This window comes from Magnetococcales bacterium, from assembly GCA_015231925.1.
Classification (GTDB): Bacteria; Pseudomonadota; Magnetococcia; order Magnetococcales; family JADGAQ01; genus JADGAQ01.
This window is the reverse complement of the sequence record JADGAQ010000048.1, coordinates 1-24,698: the sequence shown is the minus strand read 5'-3', so window position 1 is coordinate 24,698 and position 24,698 is coordinate 1. Positions and strand designations below refer to the sequence as shown.

The window sequence follows — 24,698 nt, the reverse complement described above, 5'->3', positions numbered from 1 at the left end:
GGGGGGGGCAAGGGGGGGGCAAGGGGGGGCCTCATCCCCCCATCTTTATTGCGGACGCGCCGCCCGACGGGAACCGGGTGTTCGGATCGGAAGGTCGGCCACAGTGCCGTCCGCCCCCTCCGGAGGGGCGGGGTGTCGTTCCAACCAGGCATTTGACGGTTCGGCGCGTTCAAGGATGGGGGGATGAGGCCCCCCCTTGCCCCCCCGCGGTCCGCAGTGGGACATCCGGATGGTGCGGGTGATGAATTCAGTGTTCTAATCGTGATACTGCGGACCGCTACGGCCAAAGTCAACGGCCACATCAACACCTCGGGGCGCTGCCCCGAACCCCGCCGGGGGGGATAATCCCCCCCGGACCCCCGTATGACGGAGACCTGTTTTCGTCGGGTGATTCGCTGCGGACCACCTACCACTTCAACACCTCGGGGCTACGCCCCGAACCCCGCCGGGGGGGATAATCCCCCCCGGACCCCCGTATTGCTCTCCATGACCCGGCAATATCGGTATAACAAATAGCCAGTGGAGAATCCGGGCAAAACATTCTATAAAGGAAGATCAATCTCCTTCGGAAGATCCCCCCATGACCCGGAATCTGGCGAAAATCCTTGACATCGAGCAGCTTCGCTCCTTCATGGACGCCTGGTATCAGGCCGCCGACATCTGTCTGGGACTGCTCAATCCCGACGGGGAAACCCTGATCCGGATCGGCAGCCAGGATCTCTGTCTCACCTTCCACCGCAAGGAACCCCAGGCCTGCTGCCAGGAGTGTCTGGCCCTCTGCACCGGCAAAGGGAAATTCCCCGCCGACGACGAAAGCAAAGCCGTGCGTTGCGGCAACGGCCTCTGGCATGTGGCCCTGCCGGTCGTGGTGCAGGATGAGCGCCTGGCCACCTGCCTGCTGGGGCCCTTTTTCTACGCGGACGAAATCCCCGACGAAGCCTTTTTCCGCCATCGCGCCCGCAAACTGGCCTTCAACGAAGAGGCCTACTGGCAGTCCCTGCAACAGGTGCCGCGCATCGACCGCGCCAAAGAACCCAAACTCGTCACCCTGTGCCGGGAAATGGTGAAAATGGTCACCAACCTGAGCGCGGAAGCCTGCGACCGGGAAGAACGCATCCAACTGCTGGATCGCACCAACCAGCTTCTCTATCGCGAAATCGTGGAACGCATCACGGCGGAAGAGGAACGGGACCGCTTTTTCGAACTCTCCCCGGACCTCTTCTGCGTGCTTGACCACAACGGTCGCAGCCTGCGCCTCAACAAAGCCCTGGCCGAAACCCTGGGCTACGAGGTGGAGAGCCTTCTCGGACAACCCTATCTCTCCTTCGTACACCCGGACGACCATGCCCGCCTGCTGGAGAGCATGCAAAAATTACTGAAGGGCGGCTCCAGCCTCGAATTCCCCCTGCGACTGCGCCACCGCGACGGCCACCTCATCGAAACCGAATGGTCCGGCGCGGGCGACGGCAACCAGGTTTACGCCATGGGGCGGGATCTCACCCCGAAGCACCGCCAGGCGCGGGAACTGATCGCCAACCGGGAGCGGCTCGATCAGGCGCAGCAAATGGCCCAACTGGGACGCTGGGCCTGGGATCCCAAGGAGAATTTCATCACCTGGTCCGACAACGTCTATGCCATGTTCGGCTTCGACGCCGGCATCCCCATGTCGTACGAAGTCATGCGGCAGCGCATCCATCCCGACGATCGGGAGCAGCTCGACCACACCACCGGACTTTGGATGCGAGAGGGAATCGGCCCCTCTTATGCCTTCCGGGTGCAACGGCCGGATGGTGAAATCCGTTACATCGAGGCCATGGCCCAAACGGAACGTCACCCGGACGGCACGGTCGGCCTGCTGTACGGGGTGCTTCAGGATGTGACGGAAAAGACCCGCCTGACCCTGGCGCTGGCCCGTGAGCGGGATCGCATGCAGGCCGTCTTCGAGGCCACCCCGGCCTTCGTCTATCTTCAGGCGCCGGACCACACCATTCCCTTCGCCAACCGGCGCTTTCGGGAGTCGTTCGGCGATCCGGAGGGGCAGGCCTGTTACCGGCTCATCGCCCGCCGCGACCAGCCTTGCGAGGTTTGTCCCACCTTTGCGGTGTTTCAGCACAAACAACCCGTGGAGTGGGAGTGGACCGATACCATGGGCCACACCTTCCTGATTCGGGACATCCTCTTCCGCAACGAAGAGGGGCAGGAGCTGGTGCTGGAGTTCGGTCTCGACATCACCGAGCGCAAGCAGGCGGAGATGCTGCGCCATGCCAAGGAGGTCGCCGAACAGGCCAACGAGGCCAAAAGCCGCTTTCTGGCCGCCATGAGCCACGAAATCCGCACGCCCCTCAACGCCCTGATCGGCATGACCGATCTGCTGGCGGAACGGGAGTTGGACACCCAGTCGCGGGTTTATCTGCAGAGCTGCCGCACCGCAGGCGAAGTGCTGATGGCCCTGGTCAACGACATCCTCGACCTGGCCCGCATCGAGGCCGGACAGATGGAGCTGGCCAGGGAGGTCTACGATCTGCCGGCCCTGCTGGAGGAGTGTTTCGCCCTCTTCACCCCGAAAGCCCTCGCCAAAGGGCTGCGTTGGAAGATCAACCGGGCGGCGGATCTGCCGCGTCGGGTTTTGGGGGACGGCACCCGCCTGCGACAGGTGCTGCACAACATGCTGGCCAACGCCCTCAAGTTCACCGAACGGGGCGAGGTGCTATTTTCGGTGGCCGGATTGCCGGACGGCGACATCCTTTTCAGTGTGGCGGATACGGGCATCGGCATCGCCGAGGAGCGATTGCAGACCATCTTCCAGCGTTTCGTGCAGGCGGACAACTCCATCACCCGGCGTTTCGGCGGCTCCGGGCTGGGTTTGGCCATCAGCCGTCTGCTGGTGGAAGCCATGGGCGGCGTGTTGCAGGTGGAGAGCCGGGAAGGCGAGGGCTCGCGCTTTTTCTTTCAATTGCGACTGGAGGAGGTGGCCGGTGATTGGCTGCAGCCCGTCCGGGAGACGGCCCAGTCCGCCGTGGAGGGCTTGCGTATTCTGGTGGTCGACGACGCTGTGGAAAACCGTCTGCTGATGGAGGCTTTTCTGGCGGATCACACCGTCTTCTGCTCCGAAGACGGATTGGAGGGGTTGGAACGCTTTTTCGGGGCCTGCTTCGATGTGGTGCTGATGGATGTGCAGATGCCCCGCATGGACGGGTTGACGGCCACGCAACGCATTCGCGAATGGGAACGTCTGCAGAACCGGACTGCCACGCCGATCATCGCCTTGACGGCCAACGCCTTCCGGGAGGATGCGCAACGCGCTTTGCAGGCCGGGTGTACCGCCCATCTGGCCAAGCCGGTGCGCAAGCAAATGCTGTTGGATACCCTGGCCAGGATTTTGAAATAGACTTATTTTGCCTTTTAATATTTAATCTTTTAAGTATCAAAAAAAGGAAATGTTCTATCCTTTGACTTGTCTAATTTTGTATCTGTTCAAATATTTTGCCTTTCAATATTTAATCCTTTAAATATAAAAAAAAGGAAATGTTCTATCCTTTGACTTGTCTATTTTTGTATCTGTTCAAATATATGTTGATTCGGGAGGATTATCCCCCCCGACGGGTCCAGGGCAGTGCCCTGGGACTCTTCCGTTTGCCGTTGACTTCCGACCCCATGGGGTCCAGGGGGCACCCCTGGGACGTTTCCTTTCGCCGTTGACTTCCGACCCCATGGGGTCCAGGGGGCACCCCTGGGACGTTTCCTTTCGCCGTTGACTTCCGACCCCATGGGGTCCAGGGGGCACCCCTGGGACGTTTCCTTTCGCCGTTGCTTAAGATCATGCCGCACTGTGCAGGGGTCTGAATCGTTACCCTGATTTTTTTGCGAACATTCAGCAAAATCTCTTCGAGATTTTGCTGAAAAGATCAATAATGTGCAGTGGGTCTGAATCGTTACCCTGATTTTATGCGAACATACAGCAAAATCTCTTCAAGATTTTGCTGAAAAGATTAATAAAAAGTCAAAGGATAGAACATTTTCTTTTTTTGATATTTAAAGGATTAAATATTGAAAGTCAAAAGATCTTGCGTTTCTGACCACCCCTCTTCCGGACACGGAAAGCCATGAACCTGAAAATCCTCTCCCTGACCGCATTGACCCTGCTGCCCCTCCCCGGCCACGCCGAGGAGCTGAACACCCTCTTCGGTTACGCCCTTCTGGTTGAGAAAGGCACGTCACTTCAAGGTGACACCCAGGTGCTGGCCCGTTTCATCCTGGAACCGAAAGACAAGAAGGATCTGAAAAAGGATCTCTGCAACAAACTGGAACTGCGCGGCCCCAGCGGAGCCAAACCGGTTCACGGCAAGATCGTGCAACGCGACAACCCCGACCCGGAGAGTCTGCCCGTGGTGGTCTGCGAGGCGCTCGTCGACTTTGCCGACACCTACCGGCCCCAGGGGGAAACCTGGAAGGTCACGCTGGGCAAATATTCCTACGAAGTGACCCTGCCCACGGCGGTCAAGACACCGCAACGCGCCATTCTGCTGGGGGACACGGGCTGTCGCGACAAGAAGGGGACACAAACCTGCGAGGACGCCTCCTGGCCATTTGCGGAAACCATCCCTCGGGATATCGCCAAACTGGTGGAAGACCGCGTGCCCACCATTCTTGTCCACATGGGTGATTACAAATACCGGAAGAAGGGCGAGGATGACGACAAGAGCCGCGTCTGGCAGAACTGGAAGAAGGATCTTTTTCTGCCGATTGCCCACGGTGACGGTACCAAGACCACCTCCCCCAATCTTTTCGCGGTGGGGCCCTGGGTGGCGGCGCGGGGCAATCACGAGTTGTGCCGCAGTTTCGGGGACAACGGCCCCGGCTGGTTTCTTTTTCTGGACCCCTCCTCCACTTTGTTGGGCGACAAGAGTTTGCCCCGGTGTCAGGGTTCACAGGAGACCGTCACTCCGGCGCACCGTCTCGACTTCGGCCATGGCTTTTCCATCGTGACCACCGATTCGGCCAGTCTTGCGGAGGGCAAGGCCAACGCCGCCCAAGCCGAGGCTTTGCGGCAAACGTTGACGGCAGTGGATCAATCCTTCGGCAAGAAGGGTCGTTTGGCCTGGTGGCTGACCCACAAGCCGATCTTTTCGGCGGTGAACGACCCGCCCAAGATCGCCAACGCCACGGAACAGGCCGCCGTGGCTGCTCTGCCGGGCAAGACGCCGCCCGGCAACATCAAGCTGATGGTGGGCGGCCACAAACACTTCCATCAAAGCGTGGAGGCGCCGGGCATGCCGCCGCAACTGGTGATCGGCAACGGGGGGGTGGCCATCAACTGTCAGGGTTTCAACAGCGACAAGAACCCGCTGAACGCCGCCATTCGCACCACCAGCACCTATGGTTTCGTGGAGGCGCGTTTGCAAAGCAAGGAGAAGGCGGTAACGGGCTGGAGTTTAAATGTTCACGCCTATCCGGGCACAAGCGGTTGGGGGCAACCGGAGGTGGTGCAACGCTGCACCTACCCGGCCACCGGCCCGGCCTGCACGGTTCTCAAACCGGAGTTCTTCCCGGTGGCCAAGTGTGCGTCAGGGGATGAGGAGGACTAATCCGGTAGTCTGTTTCAGATATACGGGGGTCCGGGGGGGATTATCCCCCCCGGCGGGTCCAGGGCAGCGCCCTGGGACTTTTTCTTTTGCTGTTGACGTCCAACCCCCTGGGGTCCAGGGGGCACCCCTGGGACTTTGCCTTTATCTGTTGACGTCCAACCCCCTGGGGGCCAGGGGAATCATTCCCCTGGTGTGGTTCGGGGCGAAGCCCCGAGGTGTTGACTGGCCTTTGGCGGGTCGAAGCCAACCGGTGAACTACCCAACCCCGAACCCCTGCCAAACCCTGTCTCATCTTCGACCCGCCGGAGGGGGCCAGGGGAGGGTCTCATCCTCCCCATCTTTGGACGTACCAACAAGGCGAAGTCGGGGTCGTTCGTCCACCGAAGCTTCTCAGCCCGCAACCCTGCTGGATTCTGACGCAAAGCCCAGATCACCGAACAATCTCGGCAGGGAGAGGCCATTATTAAAGAGTTCGTGGTTTGGGTGAGGCACAAAATCGCATGTGAAAAAGGTTCCTTGTTTTGGATCTTCTCCCTCGATGGATAACCCTTCAGACGTCAGACTCACACTGAATACATAACCATCATTCCTGCAGTAAGTCGCATTGGAACCCCTCGTTTTACAGTTTGTCAGACAACACCAACCTGGCAAACAGGATCTTCTGTTCTTCGCGATGGGCTGCCGCTGTGGCTGTGGGATAAAAATTCCCGACTCCCTGTATACCGCATCATTATCCGTAGAGTAAAACCCCTCGAAGCAGACCCAACATACGGGAGTTCCGGATTGAGGAATATGCTTACATACCAAAGTAAATTCTTTTGGCGCTTTCGTAAAATTCGCAAACCAGATATCGGCAACAGATTCGGTTACTCCAGCAAGATCGCTACAAAGCATCTCATGATTCCTATAATAATCACACGAACGGGCATCCTGCAGATGCTCTCATCCATGGAAGAGTTAACTTCGATCACTGAAGTAAAAACACCTCCCCCTCTCGGAAAGAACTGGTTCCGAAACGGGTTGGCTACTCAATCCATCCGTACTCTTCCCGAACTACGAAGGGGTCTGAGCCCTGGTTCGGAGACACCGACTCATCAGCTCCCAACTATGCCAGCGTCCCGCCAGCAGGCAGGCAAAGTGCCAGTCCTGTAACAGATAATCCTTCAGATAATCCTTCAGCTTCTCGTTCTGCTCAACATCCTCAATGGTACTGCCTGCGGGAAGCAGTGATTCCCACATGGGCCGGTTCATCGATCTCAATCGCTTAAGAAGAATGTCGACTTTCCGGTTCCTGTCACTGTTTTCCATGCCGTTATCGATCTTGCACTGAGTCAGAAACATCATGGAGGTCTGAAATATCGATCGACTCCGTTTCAGGAAGATGGAATGGTGTTCCTCCCCAAGGATGGTGATGCCTGGGCGTCGCTCGATTTCACTAAAACCGTTTTCAAAGAGATAGCTCTCGATAGATTGTTTCAGCCCCGAGAAATCTGCGGCAGAGGTTGTACTCCTGCCAACCGGAATCTCGAAAAATTCGACCAGATCCAACAGAACCTGGGCAAATTGGGCAGCGACATTCTTTTCTCCCAGCGCCAACGCCAACTCACCCAGATCCAGAAATTTCCTCTCTTCGCTCCAGAAGGATAGCAGCCCCTTTTGAGGCGTCAGCTTGGGATCCATTTTCACGAGATGGGCATTGTCGTCCAACAGACGAGAGCCCTCCTCCGAGAAACCCAAACCGGACACATCGATGCTATGCACCAAACAGCACTCTTCCGCTTTGAACCCGGCATCCGCAACAGCCTGCTGAAAAGCATCGCGCAGCCTGGGCTGAACGGCTTCCATCACATCGCACTGCAATTGGATTTGGGTATGCAAGAAGGCCAGAGACTTCTGCCGATCAAGGTACTGTCCCGGGTCGCCGTGGACGGAGGTCCGGGTAATAAACGACAGAAAGTTCTTCTTGTACCGTGGGTAGCTATTCCAGGCCAGGGCGAATTCAAAAATGAGATCCACAACCCGGACGGTGCCGTTACGCTCTTTTATGATGACCGGGCGTTCCATGGGAGTCTGAGGCCAGCACTCCGACCACTCCTCCGTCAGGTCGTCGAAAAGAATTTCCGCCCGATAGACCGGCCCGTCCACGCCACTTGCGGGGGACTTGTCACCCATGATGCCCGACTCCAGGATCACCACCACCTGATGGACTTTCCCACCAGGTTTCAAGAACCGGCCCAAAGCCTTTCGCAGCTCCTGATCGAACAGGTTGCGGCGGAACTCCTCATCCCCCTCGATCTTCCGTTTCAAGCCTTGAAACGCCTCTTCGGCCTTGGGGACGAAGGGAACGCTGAAAATCTGCGTTTCCTGGGAGAAACCCCCTTTTCGCTCGGATAGTTGAACATCCGCCGAATCTTCCGATAGGGGATAAATTTCACACAATTTCTTCAGAAATTCAGGCGCTCCTGTCAAGCCATTGGCTGTCATTTTAGAATCCTCCCTCAGATCGTGTTCGTTTTACTGGATGACTCCAATAACCCAAGATCTAAATTGAAGGCTTCCGCAACAACAAAAACATGTAAAAAAGTCATATCGACACATCTCACAGGCTAGAGCAACGAGAAATAAACATATCCCAAACAAACGAAAAGAAATTTACCTCAAACAATTTGAGCTAAATTGTTTAAAAAAATATCAAGCCAATTTCATCTTGACTTTGTTAAATCAACAAGCTTCTAAATTATCTCAATTAATAATTTTTATTATAATATCAAACAACTTAACCCCATTCTACCACAGACAAAAAACGCCGTCACGATATCTTTGCGTGTGCCCGACTGTCAAGCCAATTTTTGTGGCGAAACACCGTTTTTCGCTTCAGGGGAGCTTATCGGAACAGCGGAGGGAAAGAAGATGGTTGCATCCTGGCAGAAGATCAGGTCAGATGAGAAAGGCGCGAAATTATTCTTTGTTCGGTCATCATGCTTCGCAGAATTCTAAAGACAGGTCAACGGACAGAACATTTTCTTTTTTTGATACTTTAAAGGCAACATATTGAAAGTCAACCGATCTCCCCCATCCACCGCTCCAACGTCTCCTGGGCGGCGGTGAAGTCGTATTCCGTCAGTTTCTCCCGCAGCGCCGCCAAATGGACCCGTCCGGATCGGTCCAGCGGCACTTCCCCAATCAGCTCCAGCGTCTCCGAAGCCGAGACCTCGCACCAGAGGATCTCCCGCTCCAACTGCTTCAGCAGTGGCGCCAGACGCTCCCGGTCCACCTCCCCCTCCACCGGAGTCTCCTCCTCGTTCCGCACCGGCCAGGCCGTTTCGATACCCGCCACCACCTCCTCCAAAGCATGCGCCATCGACTCCACCAGGGATTCCGGCGCCTCGCCGCCATCCCGCAGCTTCTCTTCCAGAGCCACGGCCCGCTCCCGCAGCAGCAAAGCCCCCAAACTGCCCCCCAACCCCTTCAGGGTATGAACCAGCCGGTCCAGATCCTCCCGCGGTCCCTCCCGCCATAAACGGCGCAAGACCTCGCCGCTGCGACCCTGCAGACGGGCAAACCTCAACAACACTTCCCGATAAAGCCGGTCGTCACCCCCCAGATGACGCCGCCCTACGACCGCATCGATGCCCGGCAACAGCGGCCAAAGCCCCTCTTCCGATACCGACGCCCGATCCGAAACCGCCAGTTCCACACCCATCCACTTGGCCAACACCGCAAAGAGCCGTTCGGGTTCCATCGGTTTGGTCACCCAGTCGTTCATGCCCGCCGCAAAACAGGCGTTGCGATCACCGGGCAGCACGTTGGCCGTCATGGCCACGACCGGCAGAGTATAACCCTCCTCCCGCAACAAGCGGGTGGCCGTCAAACCGTCCATCACCGGCATCTGCATGTCCATCAACACCAGATCGAACCGCTCCTGACGCACACGCTCCAAGGCCTGACTGCCGTTTTCCGCCAGCTCCACCCGTATGCCCACCTGGGCCAGAAGCTCTTCGGCCACCTGCTGATTGATGCGATTATCCTCCACCACCAGCACCCGTTTGCCCGACAAACCCCCGGCGGTGGAGGATCGGCCCCGACGCGCCTCTCCCCCGCCGAAGGCGCGGCGCAAGCCTTCCAACAGCAGACCGGGCGTCACCGGCTTGACCACCACCCCCGCCAGCGCGATATCCGCCGCCGCCAACTCCTCGGCCACCCCCTCCCGACCCGGATGCACCAGCAGTAGCACACGGGTGCTTTGGGCCCAGGCCCGCACCCTGGACGGAAAACCCTCCCCACCCTCCTCCAGCAGCACCAGGTCAAAGGCGCCCGGCGACAGCGGGACGGACTCGGCGCACTCCGTCACCCGGCAACCCCAGCTCTCCAGATAGTGGCTGACCACACCCCGAACCCCGGCGTGATCGTCCACCACCGCCACCCGCAGCCCGTTGAACAGGGCGTCCGGTTTCAGAGCCCCCTCCCCTTCGAACCAGACGGCGAAGAAAAAGCGGCTGCCCCGCCCTTCCCGACTCTCCACCTGCAAGGTGCCCCCCATCAGACCCACCAGCCGGGCGGCGATGGTCAGCCCCAGACCCGAGCCCCCGTAGCGCCGCGAGATGGTGTCGTCCGCCTGCTGGAAGGGTTCGAACAGACGCTGCTGCTGCTCCGGCGTCATGCCGATGCCGGTATCGCAGACGGTGAAGTGCAGCTTGACCTCGCCGGGTCGACTTTCCACCGCCTCGATGCGCAACACCACCTCCCCCTCCTGGGTGAACTTGATGGCGTTGCCCAGCAGGTTGGTCAGAATCTGCTCCAGCCGCAGCGGATCGCCCAGCAGGCGCACCGGCACGTTGCGCTCCACCAGCACCAGCAATTCCAGCCCCTTTTCGGCGGCCCGCAGCCCCAGCACGGCGATGACGCCGTCCAATACCTCCTGCAGAACGAAGGGGATGCGCTCCAGGTGGACCCGTTCCACCTCCAGCCGGGAGAAGTCGAGGATGTCGTTGATGATGCCCAGCAGCGCCTTGGCGGCCTGGGCGATTTTGCCCAGATAGTCGCGTTGCCGCGTGGTGAGTTCGGTTTGCAGGCACAGGCCGCTCAATCCGATGATGGCGTTCATGGGGGTGCGGATTTCGTGGCTCATGTTGGCCAGAAAGAGACCCTTGGCGCGATTGGCCTCTTCCGCCTGCTCCTTGGCCACCACCAACGCCGCTTCCGCCTGGGAACGCACCACGTCGTTGCGCAGGGCGTCGATGGCGAAGGCGACATTGCCGGCCACCTGCTGCATCAGCGCCAGCACCTCTTCCTCCACGGAACTGGCGTCGGCCTCACCCAGAATGATGCCGCCCAACAGGCCACGCGGTCCCCACAGCGGCAGCACGATCAGGCTGTGCAATCCCAGACGCCGCACCGGCTCCCGCCATGCTTCGAAGCGGTGATCCCGGAGGATATCACGCAGCACCACGCTTTTGCCGGTGCGCAGAGCGATACCGGTGGGGCCTTTGCCCCGTTCGTCGTCAAGGCGCACCAACTCCACTCCGATGGTGGCGTCGTTCTCCCGCCCCGCCCAGGCGCTGACCTTCAGGCGGCGGTTCTCCCCCTCGCCCTCTTTCAGGCTGATCCACACCAGGGGATGGCGATGCCCCTCCAGAAGAATGGCGCACACCTTCTGCAGGAGTTGCCTCTCCTCCCTGGCCTCCACAATGGCCTGATTGACCCGGCTCAGGGTGAGCAGGTCGCGATTGCTGCGCCGCAGAGAGCCCTCCACGGCCCGCTCCCTGGCCAACGCCAGGTTGAGCTCGGCCAGTTGCAGCCCCAGACGCCGCACCATGGGCCGAAACATGCCCACTCCAGCAAAAACCAAAGTCATCAAAATGGCCAGCAGGGCGCCGAATTGCAGACGGCGCAGCAGATTCAGGGTGGCTTCGCTCTCCAGTTGGTATTGCAGGGTCAGGTCGTTGAGCCCCTGGAGCAACTCGCCCATGGCGAAGGCCAGAAACTGGTTGGTGCGTTCGGTCCAAGGCCCTTCGCCCTCCTGCAGATAGGCGCGACCGAAAGCGAAGAAGCGGGTCAGATCCGCGTGCAAACGGCGTTTCGGGCCGAAGAAGATGGCTTTGAGACCGGGGGAGAGGTGTTGGCTCTTGCCGTCGCTGCCTTCGACCAGCCGCAGATGGGTGGCGCTCATCACCTCCAGGTTTTCGGCGAACTCCTGGCGCAACAGGCGGTAGGGTTCGCCGCTGGGGCTGCGTTCCATCTGCAGCACCAGCAGGGCCAGCCGCTGCAGCAGCATGCGTTGCCGTCCGGCCAGATTGATCTCCTGGGCGTAGGTCATGTCACCGCTGGCCAGATGGGAGAAGATCAGATGGGATCCCCCCACCAGCACGGCCAGCACCACCAGAACAAGAATGTAACGGCGGGTGAGACTGCGAACCACGTGTTCCGGCATGGTGCAAACCCCGAAGAAAGATCAAAAGGTGAACCGGGGCATCTTATACCCAACCCGGCCCGGTTGAAATACCGTTCAACCAGACTCCGCCGTTGGGAGTACGGGGGTCCGGGGGGGATTATCCCCCCCGGCGGGTCCAGGGCAGCGCTCTGGGACTTTTCCTTGATCCGTTCAGTATCGCGGCAAGCCAGTACTTTTTGGTATTGCCCTGAATTTATGGTTATGGTTTATTAATATACCGGCTGATCAAATCAAGGAATAACGACCATGACCGACGCCCTGACCAAAGCCCTTTGCCCCGAGGATAACGCCTGTGACCCGTCGGCTTCCCGGACGGAGGGGGAGCTGGTGGTGTATTTTCACGATGCCACGGTGCGAAAAGAGGCCGGAACCGACCAGGTTACGGCTCGGGTGATGATGCGGCTTGGCCGGACGGGGCCTTGCAGCGTCATTTTTGATTTTGAAGCCCCGTTGGGCCCCATCGAGGCGGAAGAGGTGACCTGGTATCTGGAGCGGTACCACCGCTGGCCGGGGGAGGCTTTCCGTTATCGGGCCAAGAAGGTGGAAGCCGCCCTGCCGGTATGGGGAAAGGCGTTGTATGAGGCGCTGTTCAATGTTCCGGAGATGGTGGCTTCGTGGCAGCAGGCGGAAGAGCGCACCTTGACCCTGCGCCTGGAGGACGACCCTTCCACGGAGGGGGCGGCGCGGCTTTTTGCCCTGCCGTGGGAACTGTTGCACGACGACAGGGGATTTCTCCTGGAAGCCACTCCCCCGGTACGGTTACGGCGGCAGTTCGCCGGGGAAAGTGGTACAACCGCATCCGCAACTCAGGGACCGTTGCGGGTGTTGCTGCTTTCGCCGCGACCTGAAGAGCCAGACATAGGCTATATCAACCATCGGGTGACGGCCAAACCCTTGGCCAAAACCCTCAAAGCCCTCGGCGACCGGGCCGAATTCACCCTGCTGCCGGAGCCGACGCTGACTGAACTGGTCGTGGCTCTCAAGAGAGCCAAAAAGTCGGGCAGGCCGTTTCATGTGGTTCACTTCGACGGGCACGGTACCTACCTAGCAGAAAAGGGGCAGGGAGCACTCTGCTTTGAAGCGGAGAGGCAGCAGAAAAAGCTGGTGAATCGCCAGGCCCGGATCGTGTCAACTGCCAAGCTGCACAACGTGCTGAAAAAGCTTGGCGTACCCTTTGTTTTTCTGGAAGCCTGCAAGAGTGGCCAGGCCGGTTTGGATGCCACGGCCTCTGTGGCGGGAGCCTTTTTGCATTTGGGGGCGGGAGCCGTGGCGGCCATGAGCCACAGCGTGCTGGTGGTCACTGCCGAAAAACTGGTGACGGAATTTTACGCCCGTCTGGCCCGGGGGGCCACTCTCAGCGAGGCCATGGTGGCCGGGCAGAGGCATCTTTTTGATGACCGTGTCCGGGGCTACTACCTGGGAGCGGGACGGCTGGAGCTGCAAGACTGGTTCGTACCGCAGCTCTATCAACAGGCGGGCGGAGACTGCGCCCTGGTGGCGGCGGGGCACGTCGCGAAAGAGGTGAAGCCGACCGCGGACGATCCCCTGCCGACGGTGCATGCACACGAATTCGTGGGCCGCAGCCGGAAGTTGCTGACCCTCGAAAGGCTGTTTCTGGTGGAGGGTTACGCCGTGCTGCTGGGCGAAGGCGGCGAGGGCAAGACGGCCCTGGCGGTGGAGGCGGCGCACTGGCTGCGACTGATCGGGCGGGTGGAGCGGGTAGCCTTTGTTTCTCTGGAGGATCACAAACACCTCGACGCGGTATTGGACCAGTTGGGCAAGCTGTTGGCGGGAGAGACCTGTCCCCCGGCGGCGTTGGATCGAGAGCAAGCGATCCGGGCCATCGAGGGGGTATTGAAGAGGCAGTCCACCTTGCTTGTCTTGGACAACATGGAGACGGTGCTGCCCCCCCGGAAGGGAGCCCCGTCGGGAGCCTACGATGAAGAGATTCTGTGGGAATTATTGACCCTTTTCCAGCGCTTGATGGGGGTTGGCCAAACCCGACTGCTCTTCACCAGCCGGGAGGAGCTGCCCGTTCCTTTCGCCAACACCTATCATTATGTCTCCATCGGAGCCCTGGAGGAGTGGGACGCGGTGGAAATGGTCAGGGAGGTGTTGCAAAAGGCCGGTGTGGTCCCCGCCGTGGTTGCCGGCGAGGACACGGAAGAGACCCTGCTCAACCTGGTCCGCTCGGTACGCTGCCACGCCCGCACCCTGGCGCTGTTGGCTCCGGACTTGGCCAGGGATGGCCTCTGTCAGACCACGGAGACGCTGCACCAACTCATGCGGCAATTGCACGAGAAGTACCCCAATGATCGGGAGCGCAGCCTTTACGCCGGGGTAGCCCTCGCCCTGAACCGCCTCTCCCCCGAAACCCGCCGCCTGATCCGCCCGTTGGGGGTGCTTCAGGGTGGCGGGCATTTGGGGGTGATTGGGGAAGTCTTGGGTATTTCCGATCAGGATCGCCTTACCGCCCTGGCTACCGAACTGGCCCAAAGCGGATTGTGTCAGATCCATGAAAACGGCTATCTCACCTTTCATTTTGCCCTCTGCCCCTTCCTCTGGGGGGAGATGCCAGCAATGGAACGGGAGGCGACGCTGGCGCACTGGCTGCAGGCAGAGGCTCAATTCCTTGCATTCCTCCATCAACAACACTCCAAAGATTCCCGTTTCTCAGCCAATCTGACCCTATTGGACCTCGATAATCATCTCTTTGGGTTGGAAAAGGCAGCTCAACTATGTTCGGTGGAGCAGGCCATAGAATGGGCGGGTTTGATGGCCACCCTGCTGAAAAACCTGAACAGGAAATCGGCCCAACAGCGGGTGGCTACCATTCAGCAAGAACTGGAAAAACGGCTGGGAGATGGCTGGTCCCACACACACTTCGATGCCGCCATGGCTTTTGCGGAATTGCTGGAGCAACAGGGTCACCTGAATGAGGCCATGGTTGCTGCCCAGAGGCTGTTGCAACAGAGTCAATCTGCTGGGGAAACGGCCTATGAGACCGCCTCCTATGACTTGGCTGTAGCCTATCACTTGGCAGGCAGGTATTCCTCAATGAACGGAAATCCAGCCAGGGCCATGGCTGATCTGAACGAGGCTCTTTCTCGCTTTACGAAGCTCGGACAGGGAGGAAGCCAAGAAGCCCGTCATATGATTGCCGCCGTAACGAGCGACCTGGGGGATTGTTGTCTCATCTTAGGCCAACCGGACCAAGCCGAACTGCTTCACCAAAGATCCGCAGATCAAGATGTTATAGAAGGCAATCTTCGAGGTGTCGCCGTTTCCAAAATGCAATTGGGCATGGTCTATTGGCAACAGAAACGGTACAAGGAGGCACTGCAAGCCTATGCCGAGGCTCAGGAAGAGTTCAGTCGTTTGAATGAACCCAACATGGTTGCAGTCAGTTGGCACAAGACGGGTGAAGTGTATCAGGAAATGCAATTCTGGCAGGATGCGGAAGATGCCTACCGGAAATCCCTGCAGATCAAAACCCAACAGGGAAACCCGTGGAACATGGTCGGTACCCTGAGCAAACTGGGCACCCTCTTCGCCGACCAAGACCGCAGCGAAGAAGCCGCTGTCCTTTTCCGCAAAGCTCTCGAAATTTCCATTCAGTTGCAAAACAAGGCCACCGAAGGAGGAATTCGCAACAACCTAGCCTACACACTACTCAAGCTGAACCACATGAAGGAGGCTAGGCAAGAGATTCAACAGGCCATCAAATGCAAAGTGCCGTTTGGCCACGCCGCCGCGTTGTGGAAATGCTACGACATCCTGGCCCGAATCGAATCAGCTGACAATCAGCCCAAAGCCGCCGCCGAGGCGCGACGTCAAGCCCGCCGCCTCTTTGCCCAATACCGCCGGGATGGAGGGGAAAATCATGACATAGCGGTAGACTTGTGCCATAAAACAGCCGCTACCATCCAAAATGGAGCCATCGTCCAGTCGAAAAATGATATTATGCAAATAGCCCAAAATCCAAATCTACCGTCATATCTACAACCCCTCTTCCCCGTCCTGAACTCCATCCTCGACGGCAACCGCGACCCCGCCCTGGCCGACACGCCAGGCCTGGACTTCGACGACGCCGTCGAAGTGGAACTCCTGCTGGAGCAACTGGCCAAGCCGGGGTGAGGCGAACGGATTGTTCCGGAGCGTCGGGCTATATTGACATTTACCGACGTTTTGAAACATTACGGGGTATGGAACGAGACAGGGTTACAGCAACTTGACGAGTGCGGCGGTGACGGCCACGGCGGCGGCGATCATGCCACCCAGTTTGATGATCAAACGATATTCCAGCTCCCGCAAATCCGCCTTGGTGGCCAGTTCCGCCTCTCCCTGGGCTTCCCGTAAAGCTTGCGCGATCGCCTCGGCCTGGGATTCCGCAATACCGGCGTTGCGTAGGGTGCGAGTGAATTTCAGCGTATCAAAGGTGATAGTGTTCATGGTCCAAGTGTGGAATAAACAGCCGGGGTCTGTCAACAAGAGATCCGTTTTGGTGAACGCCCAACCCGAGGGGAGTTGGCACGTTTAAAGAAAGGGAGGATGAACCCCTCCCCGGACCCCCGTATTTTCAACGTCACCGACCCTGCGCGACGCTATACCCCACCCCCCGCTTCGTGTTATCGTGGCGGCACTATCCGCGAACGACAAACCATCGGGCGTCCCTTGAAAAGCGATATCCTGCAAGTCCTGGCCAGCATCGGGCTGGCGGCGCTGCTGTGCCAATGGCTGGCCTGGCATCTGGGGCTGCCCGCCATCGTGCCGCTGCTGCTGACCGGACTCCTGCTGGGGCCCGGCCTCGGCTGGCTGCAGCCCGACGCCCTGCTCGGCGACCTCCTCTACCCCCTGGTCTCCCTCTCGGTCTCCGCCATCCTCTTCGAAGGCTCGCTGCATCTGCGCTTTCGCGATATCCGCGGTCTGGAAACCGTGGTGCGCTCCTTCCTCACCGCCGGGTTGCTCACCTCCTGGATCGGGCTGACCGTGGCTTCCCACGGACTGTTCGGCTTCGCCTGGCCGGTGGCCGGCCTCTTCGGGGCCATCGCCGTGGTCTCCGGTCCCACGGTGGTGGGGCCCATGCTGCGCGCCATCCGACCCAGTCGCAAAATCGCCGGCATCCTGCGCTGGGAAAGCATCCTGCTGCCCCCCATGGGCGCGATTCTGGCCCTGCTGGTCTTCGAGTTCATCGTCTCCTCCGGCCACGGCAAAAACCCACTCGAAACCACCTTGGCCACCTTCGGCTCCATGCTCTTCGTCGGCATCGGCCTGGGAATCACCTGCGGGCTGGGCTTCGCCGCCGTGCTGCGACGCCATGCCCTGCCCTCCTTTCTGCACAATATCGGCGCCCTCTCCCTGGTCTTCGCCCTCTTCGCCCTGGCCAACGCCCTGCAAGCCGAATCGGGTCTGCTGGCCGTCACCCTCATGGGACTCACCCTGGCCAACAGCAACGGCGCGGAACTGGCCATGGACGCCATCAAAATCTTCAAGGCCAGCATCAGCGTCCTGCTCATCTCCACCCTCTTCATCGTGCTGGCGGCACGCATCCGCTTTCCGGAAATCATCGCCCTCGGCCCCCCCGCCCTCGGCCTGCTGCTGACCATCCAGTTCATCACCAACCCCCTGCGGGCCTGGATCGCCACTTACGGACACGGCTTCTCCGCCAAAGAGATCCTGCTGCTGGGCTGGATCGGCCCTCGCGGCATCGTCGCCGCCGCAGTGGCCACCCTCATCGCCTTCCGCCTCGAACAGGAGGGCTATCCCGAAGCCCGCACCTTCATTCCCTTGATGTTCATGCTGATCCTCGGCACCGTCTTCTTCCAGGGACTCACCGCCGCGCCGCTGGCCCGTCGCCTGCGCCTGACCGAATCGAGCGGCGAAGGTTTCCTCATCCTCGGCTCCAACGAGGTGGCCCGCGCCGTCGCCGTGGCCCTGAAACAGTGCGGCGCCCGCATCCTCATCGCCGATACCAACTGGCACTCCCTGCGCCGCGCCCGTTACGAAGGGCTGGAGATCTTCTACGGCAACCCCCTCTCCCAGTTCGCCGAACACCACCTCGACCTCTCCGGCATCGGCAACTTCCTGGGACTGGCCTCCGCCGAGGAGCGCAACCTGCTCACCGCCCACCACCTGCGCGACGAGTTCGGCCCCGATCACCTCTTCATTCTGCGCAACCACGGCGATCACGATGCGGAGCGGCACAAACTCGGCTTCGCCCGCTTTCCCGTGGCCCACACCCTCTTCGGATCACGGGTGAGCCACGCCAATCTGGCCGGACTGCTGGCCCGGGGCGGACGCCTGCAACAATCCCTCGTCACCACCCCCGACGGCCTGCCGCCCCCCAAGGCCCTGCCCCTCTTCGCCCTCGATCTCAACAACACCATCCACCTTTACACCACCACCCGGCAGCCCCAACCCGCCCCCGGCTGGACCCTGGTCTGCCTGCACAATCCGGCGGAAATCGCCCTCCCGAGGCCTTCCCGATGACCCTTCCCGAGGCACTGCCATGACCCGTCCCCAATTCGGCATCGGCGCCCGATTCATCCTGACCTTCTTCATCGCCATCCTGACCTTCTCAGGCCTGGTGGGCTGGTTTCTCTTCCATCGCGCCCAGGAGGATCTCGCCACCCAGGCCCAGGCCGAACTGGCCATGCGCCTGCGCGAAAAACGCCAGTTGCTCATCACCTTCTTCCGCGAAATCGAGGACGACATCCAACTCATCGCCCGCACCCTGCTGGTGCAGGAGGCCCTGCGCCTCGACGATCCCCCGGACGACGATCCCCCGCGCGCCAAAGCCATCGTCAACCTGCAGGCTTACCTCGACGCGGTCCTCTCCTCCCACTACCTGTTCCAGTATCTGCGCCTCGATCTGCCCGCGGGCAAGCAATGGCGACGGCTGGGCGAATCGGGGTTCAGCAGCCACTCCCCCGGATCCCCTTCCCTGAACCCGGAGGAGATCGCCCTTCTGCCGGAACGCTTTCACCTCGCCGCGCTGCCCCCCAAGGATCCCCACGCGCCCATGCTGCTGCGCATCGTGCATCCGGTGGTCATCGACAAGCGCCTGCAGGCCGTCATCACCCTGGACATGGATCTGGGCCACTTCGTCGAACAGAACATGCTGGAAAACCGCGTCTATGCCAACGGCTTCCACCACCAGACCCGCCTCTATCTGACGGACCATCGCGGACAGGTGCTGGTGGCCCCCATGCTGGGCGGGAAAAAGGAGCGTCCGACCCCCACCGAACACTTCGCGGAGCTGATCCGCCAGGACGAACACGAAACCCTGGAACTGCCGGGAGAACATCCCGCCCTGCTGCTGGGCATGTCCATGATGCTGCCCCCCAACTGGAGTCCCACCCGGCTGGGTCTGGTGCTGGAGGCCTCCCGGGAACGGCTGCCCCGGGCCCTGATCGATCTGCAGCGCCGCTCGCTGCTCTTCACCCTGGGACTGGCGGTTCTGGGAGGGCTCTTCGTGCTGCTGGTCACCCGTCGTCTGCTGCGTCCCCTGGAGAGCATCACCCGCTCCGCCCTGGCCTTTTCCAGCGGCGAGGAGACCATTCCCCTGCTGCCCACCGAGCGGCCCGACGAGATCGGCATCCTGGCGCGGGCCCTCAACGAGGCCCTCACCGGACTGCGGGACCATCGCCGCGACCTGCAGGATCGGGAGGATTTCCTCTCCGCGCTCACCGAAACCATGGTGGACGGCCTGCTGACCCTCAACTCGCGCGGCATCGTGCGTTCGGTCAACCGCGCCGCCCTCGACCTCTTCGGCTACTCCCGCGAAGGGCTGATCGGCCTCTCCTTCCTCAATCTGCTGGCCCCCTCCAGCCGCGACGGGGCCGCCGAAGGGGTCGAACGCCTGCTGGAAGCCAATCCCGATCGCCCCGTGGGCGCCTCCTTCGAAGTGCAGGGACTCGACGCCTCCTCACGGGTCTTTCCCATGCTGCTGGGGCTCAACCGCTTCCAGCACCGCTCCCGCCAGTACTACGTGGTCACGGTGCGAGAGCTGACCAGCCTCAAAGCCGCTCAGGAGGAGGTGCGCAAACTCTCCCAGGCGGTGGAGCAGAGTCCCAACATGGTGGTCATCACCGATCGCACGGGATGCATCGAATACGTCAATCCGCGATTCACCCTGCAGACCGGCTACACCCCCGAGGAGGCGTTGGGACAGAATCCCCGTCTGCTCAAATCGGGCAAGCGCTCCCCCGAGGAGTATGCGGCCCTGTGGCGCACCATTCTCGGCGGACGGGAGTGGCGCGGCACCTTCGAAAACCGGCGCAAGGACGGCACCACCTTCTGGTCCGAAGCGGCCATCTCCCCCATCATCGACGACAACGGCAACATCAGCCACTTTCTGGCCATCCAACAGGATGTCACCGACCGGCTTCAGGCCGAAAAACGCCTGCAGGAGGCCTACGCCCGCCTGGGCGAAAGCGAAAGCCGCCTGCGGGCCATCGTGGACAATATGCCGAGCCTGCTCTATCTCAAGGATGTGGGCAACCGGTATCTGCTGGTCAATCGCCAGTTCCGCGAGTTTTTCGGACTGACGGACCACACCCCGGTCTTTGGCCGCACCGATGTGGAAACCCTCTCCCCCGAAGTGGCCGCCCAGTTGCAGATCGGGGACCGGCTGGTCTTCCAGCGGGGACTGCCCTACGAGAACAAGGAGCCCCTGCCCCAAAACGGCGACGGCAGCCGTCTGTTCCACATGGTACGGTTTCCCATGGTGGTGGACGGCAGCGGCCATTTCGCCCTGTGCGCCATCGGCACCGACATCACCGAACGGCAACACAACGAGGAGCGGCTGCGCCGTTCCCTGGAAACCCAGCAGGTGGTGGCCAAACTCCTGGCCGGCGCCTTGGCCCCCCTGCCCCTGCCCGCCCTGCTGGAGCAGTCCCTGGAACGGGTGCTGACCACCAGTTGGCTGGCCTGGCGCAGCAAGGGGGTGGTCTTCCTGCTGGACGAAAACGGCAGCCATCTGCACGCGGTGGCCGCCCACGGCATGGATCTGCGCGGCACCGGCTGCGACGTGCTGCCTCTGGACCGCTGCACCTGCGGCATCGCGGTGCAGCAACGCCGCATCCACTTCTCCTCCACCGCTGCGGAGGGCGACATCTGCCCGATGCATATGCCGGGGCACGGCCACTACGCCGTGCCCCTGGTCAGCGGCGACCGGGTTTTGGGAGTCCTCTCCATCCATCTGCCGGATCACGCCGTTTCCGATCCGGAGGAGGAGTCGCTGCTCTCGGTGGTGGGCCATACCCTGGGCGGCATCATCGAACGACGACGCCTCGACGAGGATCTGCGCCGCGCCATGGCGCAGGCGGAAGCGGCCAACAAAGCCAAAAGTGAGTTCCTGGCCAACACGAGCCATGAAATCCGCACCCCCATGAACGCCATCATCGGCCTGACCCAGTTGTGTCTGCAAACCGATCTGACGCCCCGGCAGCAAGACTACCTCCAGAAGGTGGATCAGTCGGCGCGGAACCTGCTGGGCATCATCAACGACATTCTCGACTTCTCAAGGGTGGATGCCAAGCGTCTGGATCTGGAAGCCCGCCCCTTCCTGCTCGACGAGGTGCTGGAAAATCTCATCGACGTCACCGCTCTCAAGGCGCGGCAGAAGGGACTCGACTTCCTGGTCGCGGTCGATCCGGTCACGCCGCCGGTTCTGGTGGGCGACCCTCTGCGACTGGGGCAGGTGCTGGTCAATCTGACCAGCAACGCCGTCAAGTTCACCCGGAAGGGCGAGGTGGTGGCGGCGGTCACGCCCGATATCTGCCGGGAGAACTCGGTACGACTGCTCTTTCAGGTCAGCGACAGCGGCATCGGCATGACGGCGGAGCAGATCAAGGGTCTCTTCCAGCCCTTCACCCAGGCCGACTCCTCCACCACGCGGCAATACGGCGGCACCGGGCTGGGGCTGTCGATCAGTCAGAAGCTGGTGGAGCTGATGGGAGGGCGCATCGAGGTGGAGAGCCAGCCGGGGCGGGGCAGTTGTTTCCGCTTCAGTCTGGAGTTCCCTCTGGCGGGCGCGGAGGCGTTGAAGCGGCCCGTGGCCGACGGAGCGGGTCTGGCGGAGCTGGATCTCCTGGTGGCGGAAGGGGCCCTGGCCTGGCGGGAGGTGCTGCGCGCCCAACTGGAAGGCCGCTGCCGGAGCCTGAAGCAGGTGGAGAGCCTGGCGGAGGCGGAACAGGCCCTGGAGGGGACGCCCTTCGACGTGCTGCTTCTGGACTGGAATCTGGCGGACAAGGAGGCTGCGGGACGACTGCGCGAACGGGCTCCGGGGCTGGTGGTGATTCCGATGATCGGCCTGGGCGAAGAGGTCCGCGGCTTGGCCGGCGGGGAGACGGTGCTGCACAAACCCTTCTCGCGGCGGCGGTTGTGGGAGTCGCTGCAAGGCGGGCCTCTGCCGCCGCAAGCGCCGTCGGGCGGTGAAGAGTGGTCCCGGGGCCGGGTGCTGCTGGTGGAGGACAACGCCATCAATCGCCAGGTGGCGCGGGAGTTCCTGGAAGGCGCCGGTCTGGAGGTGACGGTGGCCGAAGATGGCCACGAAGCGGTGGAGCGGGCCAAACAGGGCGAGTCCTTCGACCTGGTCTTCATGGATCTGCAGATGCCGGTCATGGACGGATTCGAAGCCACCCGCCAACTGCGGCAACTGCCGGAGTGGCGGCAGGCCCCCATCGTGGCCATGACCGCCAATGCGCGCCGGGAGGATCGGGAGGAGTGCCTGGCGGCGGGCATGAACGACCATCTGCCTAAACCCTTCGAGGTGGGGGCTCTGCGCAACATGTTGCGCAAGTGGATCTCCTGGCAGCTTCCCGAGGAGGCCCCGAGGGAGCGGGCCACGGAGACCGATTTCCTGGAGGGGGTCGACACCCTTGCCGGACTGCAACGCGCCGCCGGCAACCGGCGGCTCTATCGGGAGGTGTTGGGCCGTTTCGCCCGCGACCACGCCGCCGATGCCGAACGCATCGCCGCCGCCCTGGCGGAAGGCCGTACCGAAGAGGCGCGACTGCTGGCCCACACCCTGAAGGGGGTGGCCGGCAATCTGGGCGCGGTGACGCTGCAACAGGAGACCACCCTGCTGGAGAAGGCCATCAAGAGCGGAGACGAGGCGGTGGACAGCCTGTTGCCCCGGCTGACGGCGGCGTTGCTTCGCGTCGTCGGCGGCATCGAAGCGGCCCAACCCGGCTGGATGGCCGAGGCCGCTCCCGCCGCGCCGAGCACCTGGGATCCCGATCAGGCCCTGCAACGGCTGGATCGCATGAGGACGTTCCTGGAGAATTCGGATATCGAGGCCCTGGAGCTTTTCGAGCCCCTGCGGGCCGTGCTGGGGGGACGTTCGGAAGAGTTGCTGCAGTCGCTGCAGGCGTCTCTGAACGATTACGACTTCGCCAGCGCCCGCCGTTGTCTGGCCGACATACGCCACCACATCAGCCGCGAAGAGGAGTCGTGAGCATGGTCGAGAGGGAACGCATCCTGCTGGTGGACGACCGGCCGGAGAATCTGGCCATGCTGGCTTCCCTGCTGGGCAACCATTACATCCGGCAGGTGGCCACCAGCGGCCCGGTGGCGCTGGAGCTGGCCAATCGGGAGCCCAAGCCCGATCTGATCCTGCTGGACGTCAACATGCCGGAGATGGACGGGTACGAGGTCTGCCGCCGGCTGCGGGCCGAGGAGAAGACCCGGGAGATCCCGGTGATCTTCGTGACGGCGCGGGACGCCACGGAAGACGAGACCCGCGGCTTCGCCGAAGGCGCGGTCGATTACATCACCAAGCCCTTTTCGCCGCCGGTGGTGCTGGCGCGGGTGCGCACCCATCTGGCGTTGCGCCGTGCCAGTCGGGAGATGGCCCGGCAGAACGATCTGCTGCGGCAGGAACGCGAGCTGGTGGAACGCATCGTGTTGCGGGTGCGTCAGGCGGATCGCTGCGACTGGACGGGACTGCGCATGCTGCTTTCCGCCGTGGAGCAGACCACGGGGGATCTGGTGCTTTCCCTGAGTCGCAAGGACGGGGTGCAACACGTTCTGGTGGGGGATTTCACCGGCCACGGTCTGCCTGCGGCCATCATGGGGCCGATCGTGGCCCACATCTTTCAGCGCCAGACGGAGATGGGCGCGGACATGACCGTCATTCTGGAGGAGATCAACCGGGAGTTGCATCGTCGTCTGCCCACCGGATTGTACATGGCGGCGGGTTTTCTGGCCCTGGATCGCCGAGAGGGACGGGTGCGGCTGTGGAATCGGGGTTTGCCGGCCATTCTGCGTTTTCACCAGGGGCGCTGCCTGCAACAACGTCCCTCCTCCGGTCTGCCCCTGGGCATTCTGGATGAGACCTCGGCCCGGGAAGACGAACAGCTTTGGCAGGTGACCGCCGGCGAGCGGCTGGTCCTCTCTTCCGACGGGGTGACGGAGATTCCCGTCGATGCCGAGGGGAATCTCCTGGGCACCGACGGCCTGATCCGTTTGATGGAGGAGCTGATGCGGCGCAACGATCCGCTGGAGAGTCTGCTGGAGCAGCTGCGCGCTCTGCGGGAGGTGTTTCAGGACGACGTGACCCTGGTGGAATTGACGGTGTGACGGGGAAGAAGCCTGGGAGTGGATACGGGGGTCCGGGGGGGATTATCCCCCCCGGCGGGGTTCGGGGCGGAGCCCCG

General features: G+C 61.4%; 9 protein-coding genes. 6 read left to right on the top strand and 3 right to left on the bottom strand.

Annotated elements, in window-relative coordinates:
• The first annotated feature begins 580 nt into the window (after window positions 1-580).
• Together HQL56_07505 and HQL56_07500 are read left to right on the top strand one after the other, a co-directional pair.
• Window positions 581-3,388: a PAS domain S-box protein gene (locus tag HQL56_07505; protein MBF0309355.1), complete on the top strand. Its 2,808-nt coding sequence runs from the start codon at window positions 581-583 to the stop codon at window positions 3,386-3,388.
• A 715-nt stretch (window positions 3,389-4,103) separates the two neighbouring features.
• Window positions 4,104-5,585 (top strand): metallophosphoesterase, encoded by a 1,482-nt coding sequence (locus HQL56_07500; protein ID MBF0309354.1) that lies wholly within the window; start codon window positions 4,104-4,106, stop codon window positions 5,583-5,585.
• 1,053 nt (window positions 5,586-6,638) lie between these two features.
• On the opposite strand, the gene HQL56_07495 is transcribed toward HQL56_07500, so the two are convergent.
• Together HQL56_07495 and HQL56_07490 are read right to left on the bottom strand one after the other, a co-directional pair.
• Window positions 6,639-8,069: a hypothetical protein gene (locus HQL56_07495; GenBank protein ID MBF0309353.1), complete on the bottom strand. Its 1,431-nt coding sequence runs from the start codon at window positions 8,067-8,069 to the stop codon at window positions 6,639-6,641.
• 574 nt (window positions 8,070-8,643) lie between these two features.
• Window positions 8,644-12,015 carry a response regulator gene (locus tag HQL56_07490; GenBank protein MBF0309352.1) on the bottom strand — a complete coding sequence of 1,124 codons (3,372 nt, stop codon included), beginning with the start codon at window positions 12,013-12,015 and terminating at the stop codon, window positions 8,644-8,646.
• Between the two features lie 267 nt (window positions 12,016-12,282).
• On the opposite strand from HQL56_07490, the gene HQL56_07485 reads away from it, so the two are divergent.
• Window positions 12,283-16,173, top strand: a complete 3,891-nt coding sequence (locus tag HQL56_07485; protein ID MBF0309351.1) for a tetratricopeptide repeat protein — start codon at window positions 12,283-12,285, stop codon at window positions 16,171-16,173.
• Window positions 16,174-16,257: 84 nt separating this feature from the next.
• Here the strand turns inward: HQL56_07485 and HQL56_07480 are convergent, their stop codons facing one another.
• Window positions 16,258-16,488, bottom strand: a complete 231-nt coding sequence (locus tag HQL56_07480) for a DUF1640 domain-containing protein (GenBank protein MBF0309350.1) — start codon at window positions 16,486-16,488, stop codon at window positions 16,258-16,260.
• Window positions 16,489-16,587: 99 nt separating this feature from the next.
• On the opposite strand from HQL56_07480, the gene HQL56_07475 reads away from it, so the two are divergent.
• From HQL56_07475 to HQL56_07465, 3 genes are read left to right on the top strand one after another with little or no spacing between them, the layout of a single operon-like run.
• A complete protein-coding gene (locus HQL56_07475; protein ID MBF0309349.1) occupies window positions 16,588-18,525 on the top strand; it encodes a sodium:proton antiporter in 1,938 nt (645 codons plus the stop codon).
• Between the two features lie 19 nt (window positions 18,526-18,544).
• Window positions 18,545-23,497 (top strand): PAS domain S-box protein, encoded by a 4,953-nt coding sequence (locus HQL56_07470; GenBank protein MBF0309348.1) that lies wholly within the window; start codon window positions 18,545-18,547, stop codon window positions 23,495-23,497.
• 2 nt (window positions 23,498-23,499) lie between these two features.
• Entirely contained in the window at window positions 23,500-24,621 is a 1,122-nt protein-coding gene (locus tag HQL56_07465) for a SpoIIE family protein phosphatase (protein ID MBF0309347.1), read from the top strand.
• Window positions 24,622-24,698 lie beyond the last annotated feature (77 nt).

Bases quoted from the DNA above. Each gene is read 5' to 3' on its own strand.
- HQL56_07470 (MBF0309348.1), top strand. From the start codon at position 18,545: ATGACCCGTCCCCAATTCGGCATCGGCGCCCGATTCATCCTGACCTTC.
- HQL56_07495 (MBF0309353.1), bottom strand. From the start codon at position 8,069: ATGACAGCCAATGGCTTGACAGGAGCGCCTGAATTTCTGAAGAAATTG.
- HQL56_07490 (MBF0309352.1), bottom strand. From the start codon at position 12,015: ATGCCGGAACACGTGGTTCGCAGTCTCACCCGCCGTTACATTCTTGTT.
- HQL56_07480 (MBF0309350.1), bottom strand. From the start codon at position 16,488: ATGAACACTATCACCTTTGATACGCTGAAATTCACTCGCACCCTACGC.
- HQL56_07465 (MBF0309347.1), top strand. From the start codon at position 23,500: ATGGTCGAGAGGGAACGCATCCTGCTGGTGGACGACCGGCCGGAGAAT.
- HQL56_07505 (MBF0309355.1), top strand. From the start codon at position 581: ATGACCCGGAATCTGGCGAAAATCCTTGACATCGAGCAGCTTCGCTCC.
- HQL56_07485 (MBF0309351.1), top strand. From the start codon at position 12,283: ATGACCGACGCCCTGACCAAAGCCCTTTGCCCCGAGGATAACGCCTGT.
- HQL56_07500 (MBF0309354.1), top strand. From the start codon at position 4,104: ATGAACCTGAAAATCCTCTCCCTGACCGCATTGACCCTGCTGCCCCTC.
- HQL56_07475 (MBF0309349.1), top strand. From the start codon at position 16,588: ATGAACCCCTCCCCGGACCCCCGTATTTTCAACGTCACCGACCCTGCG.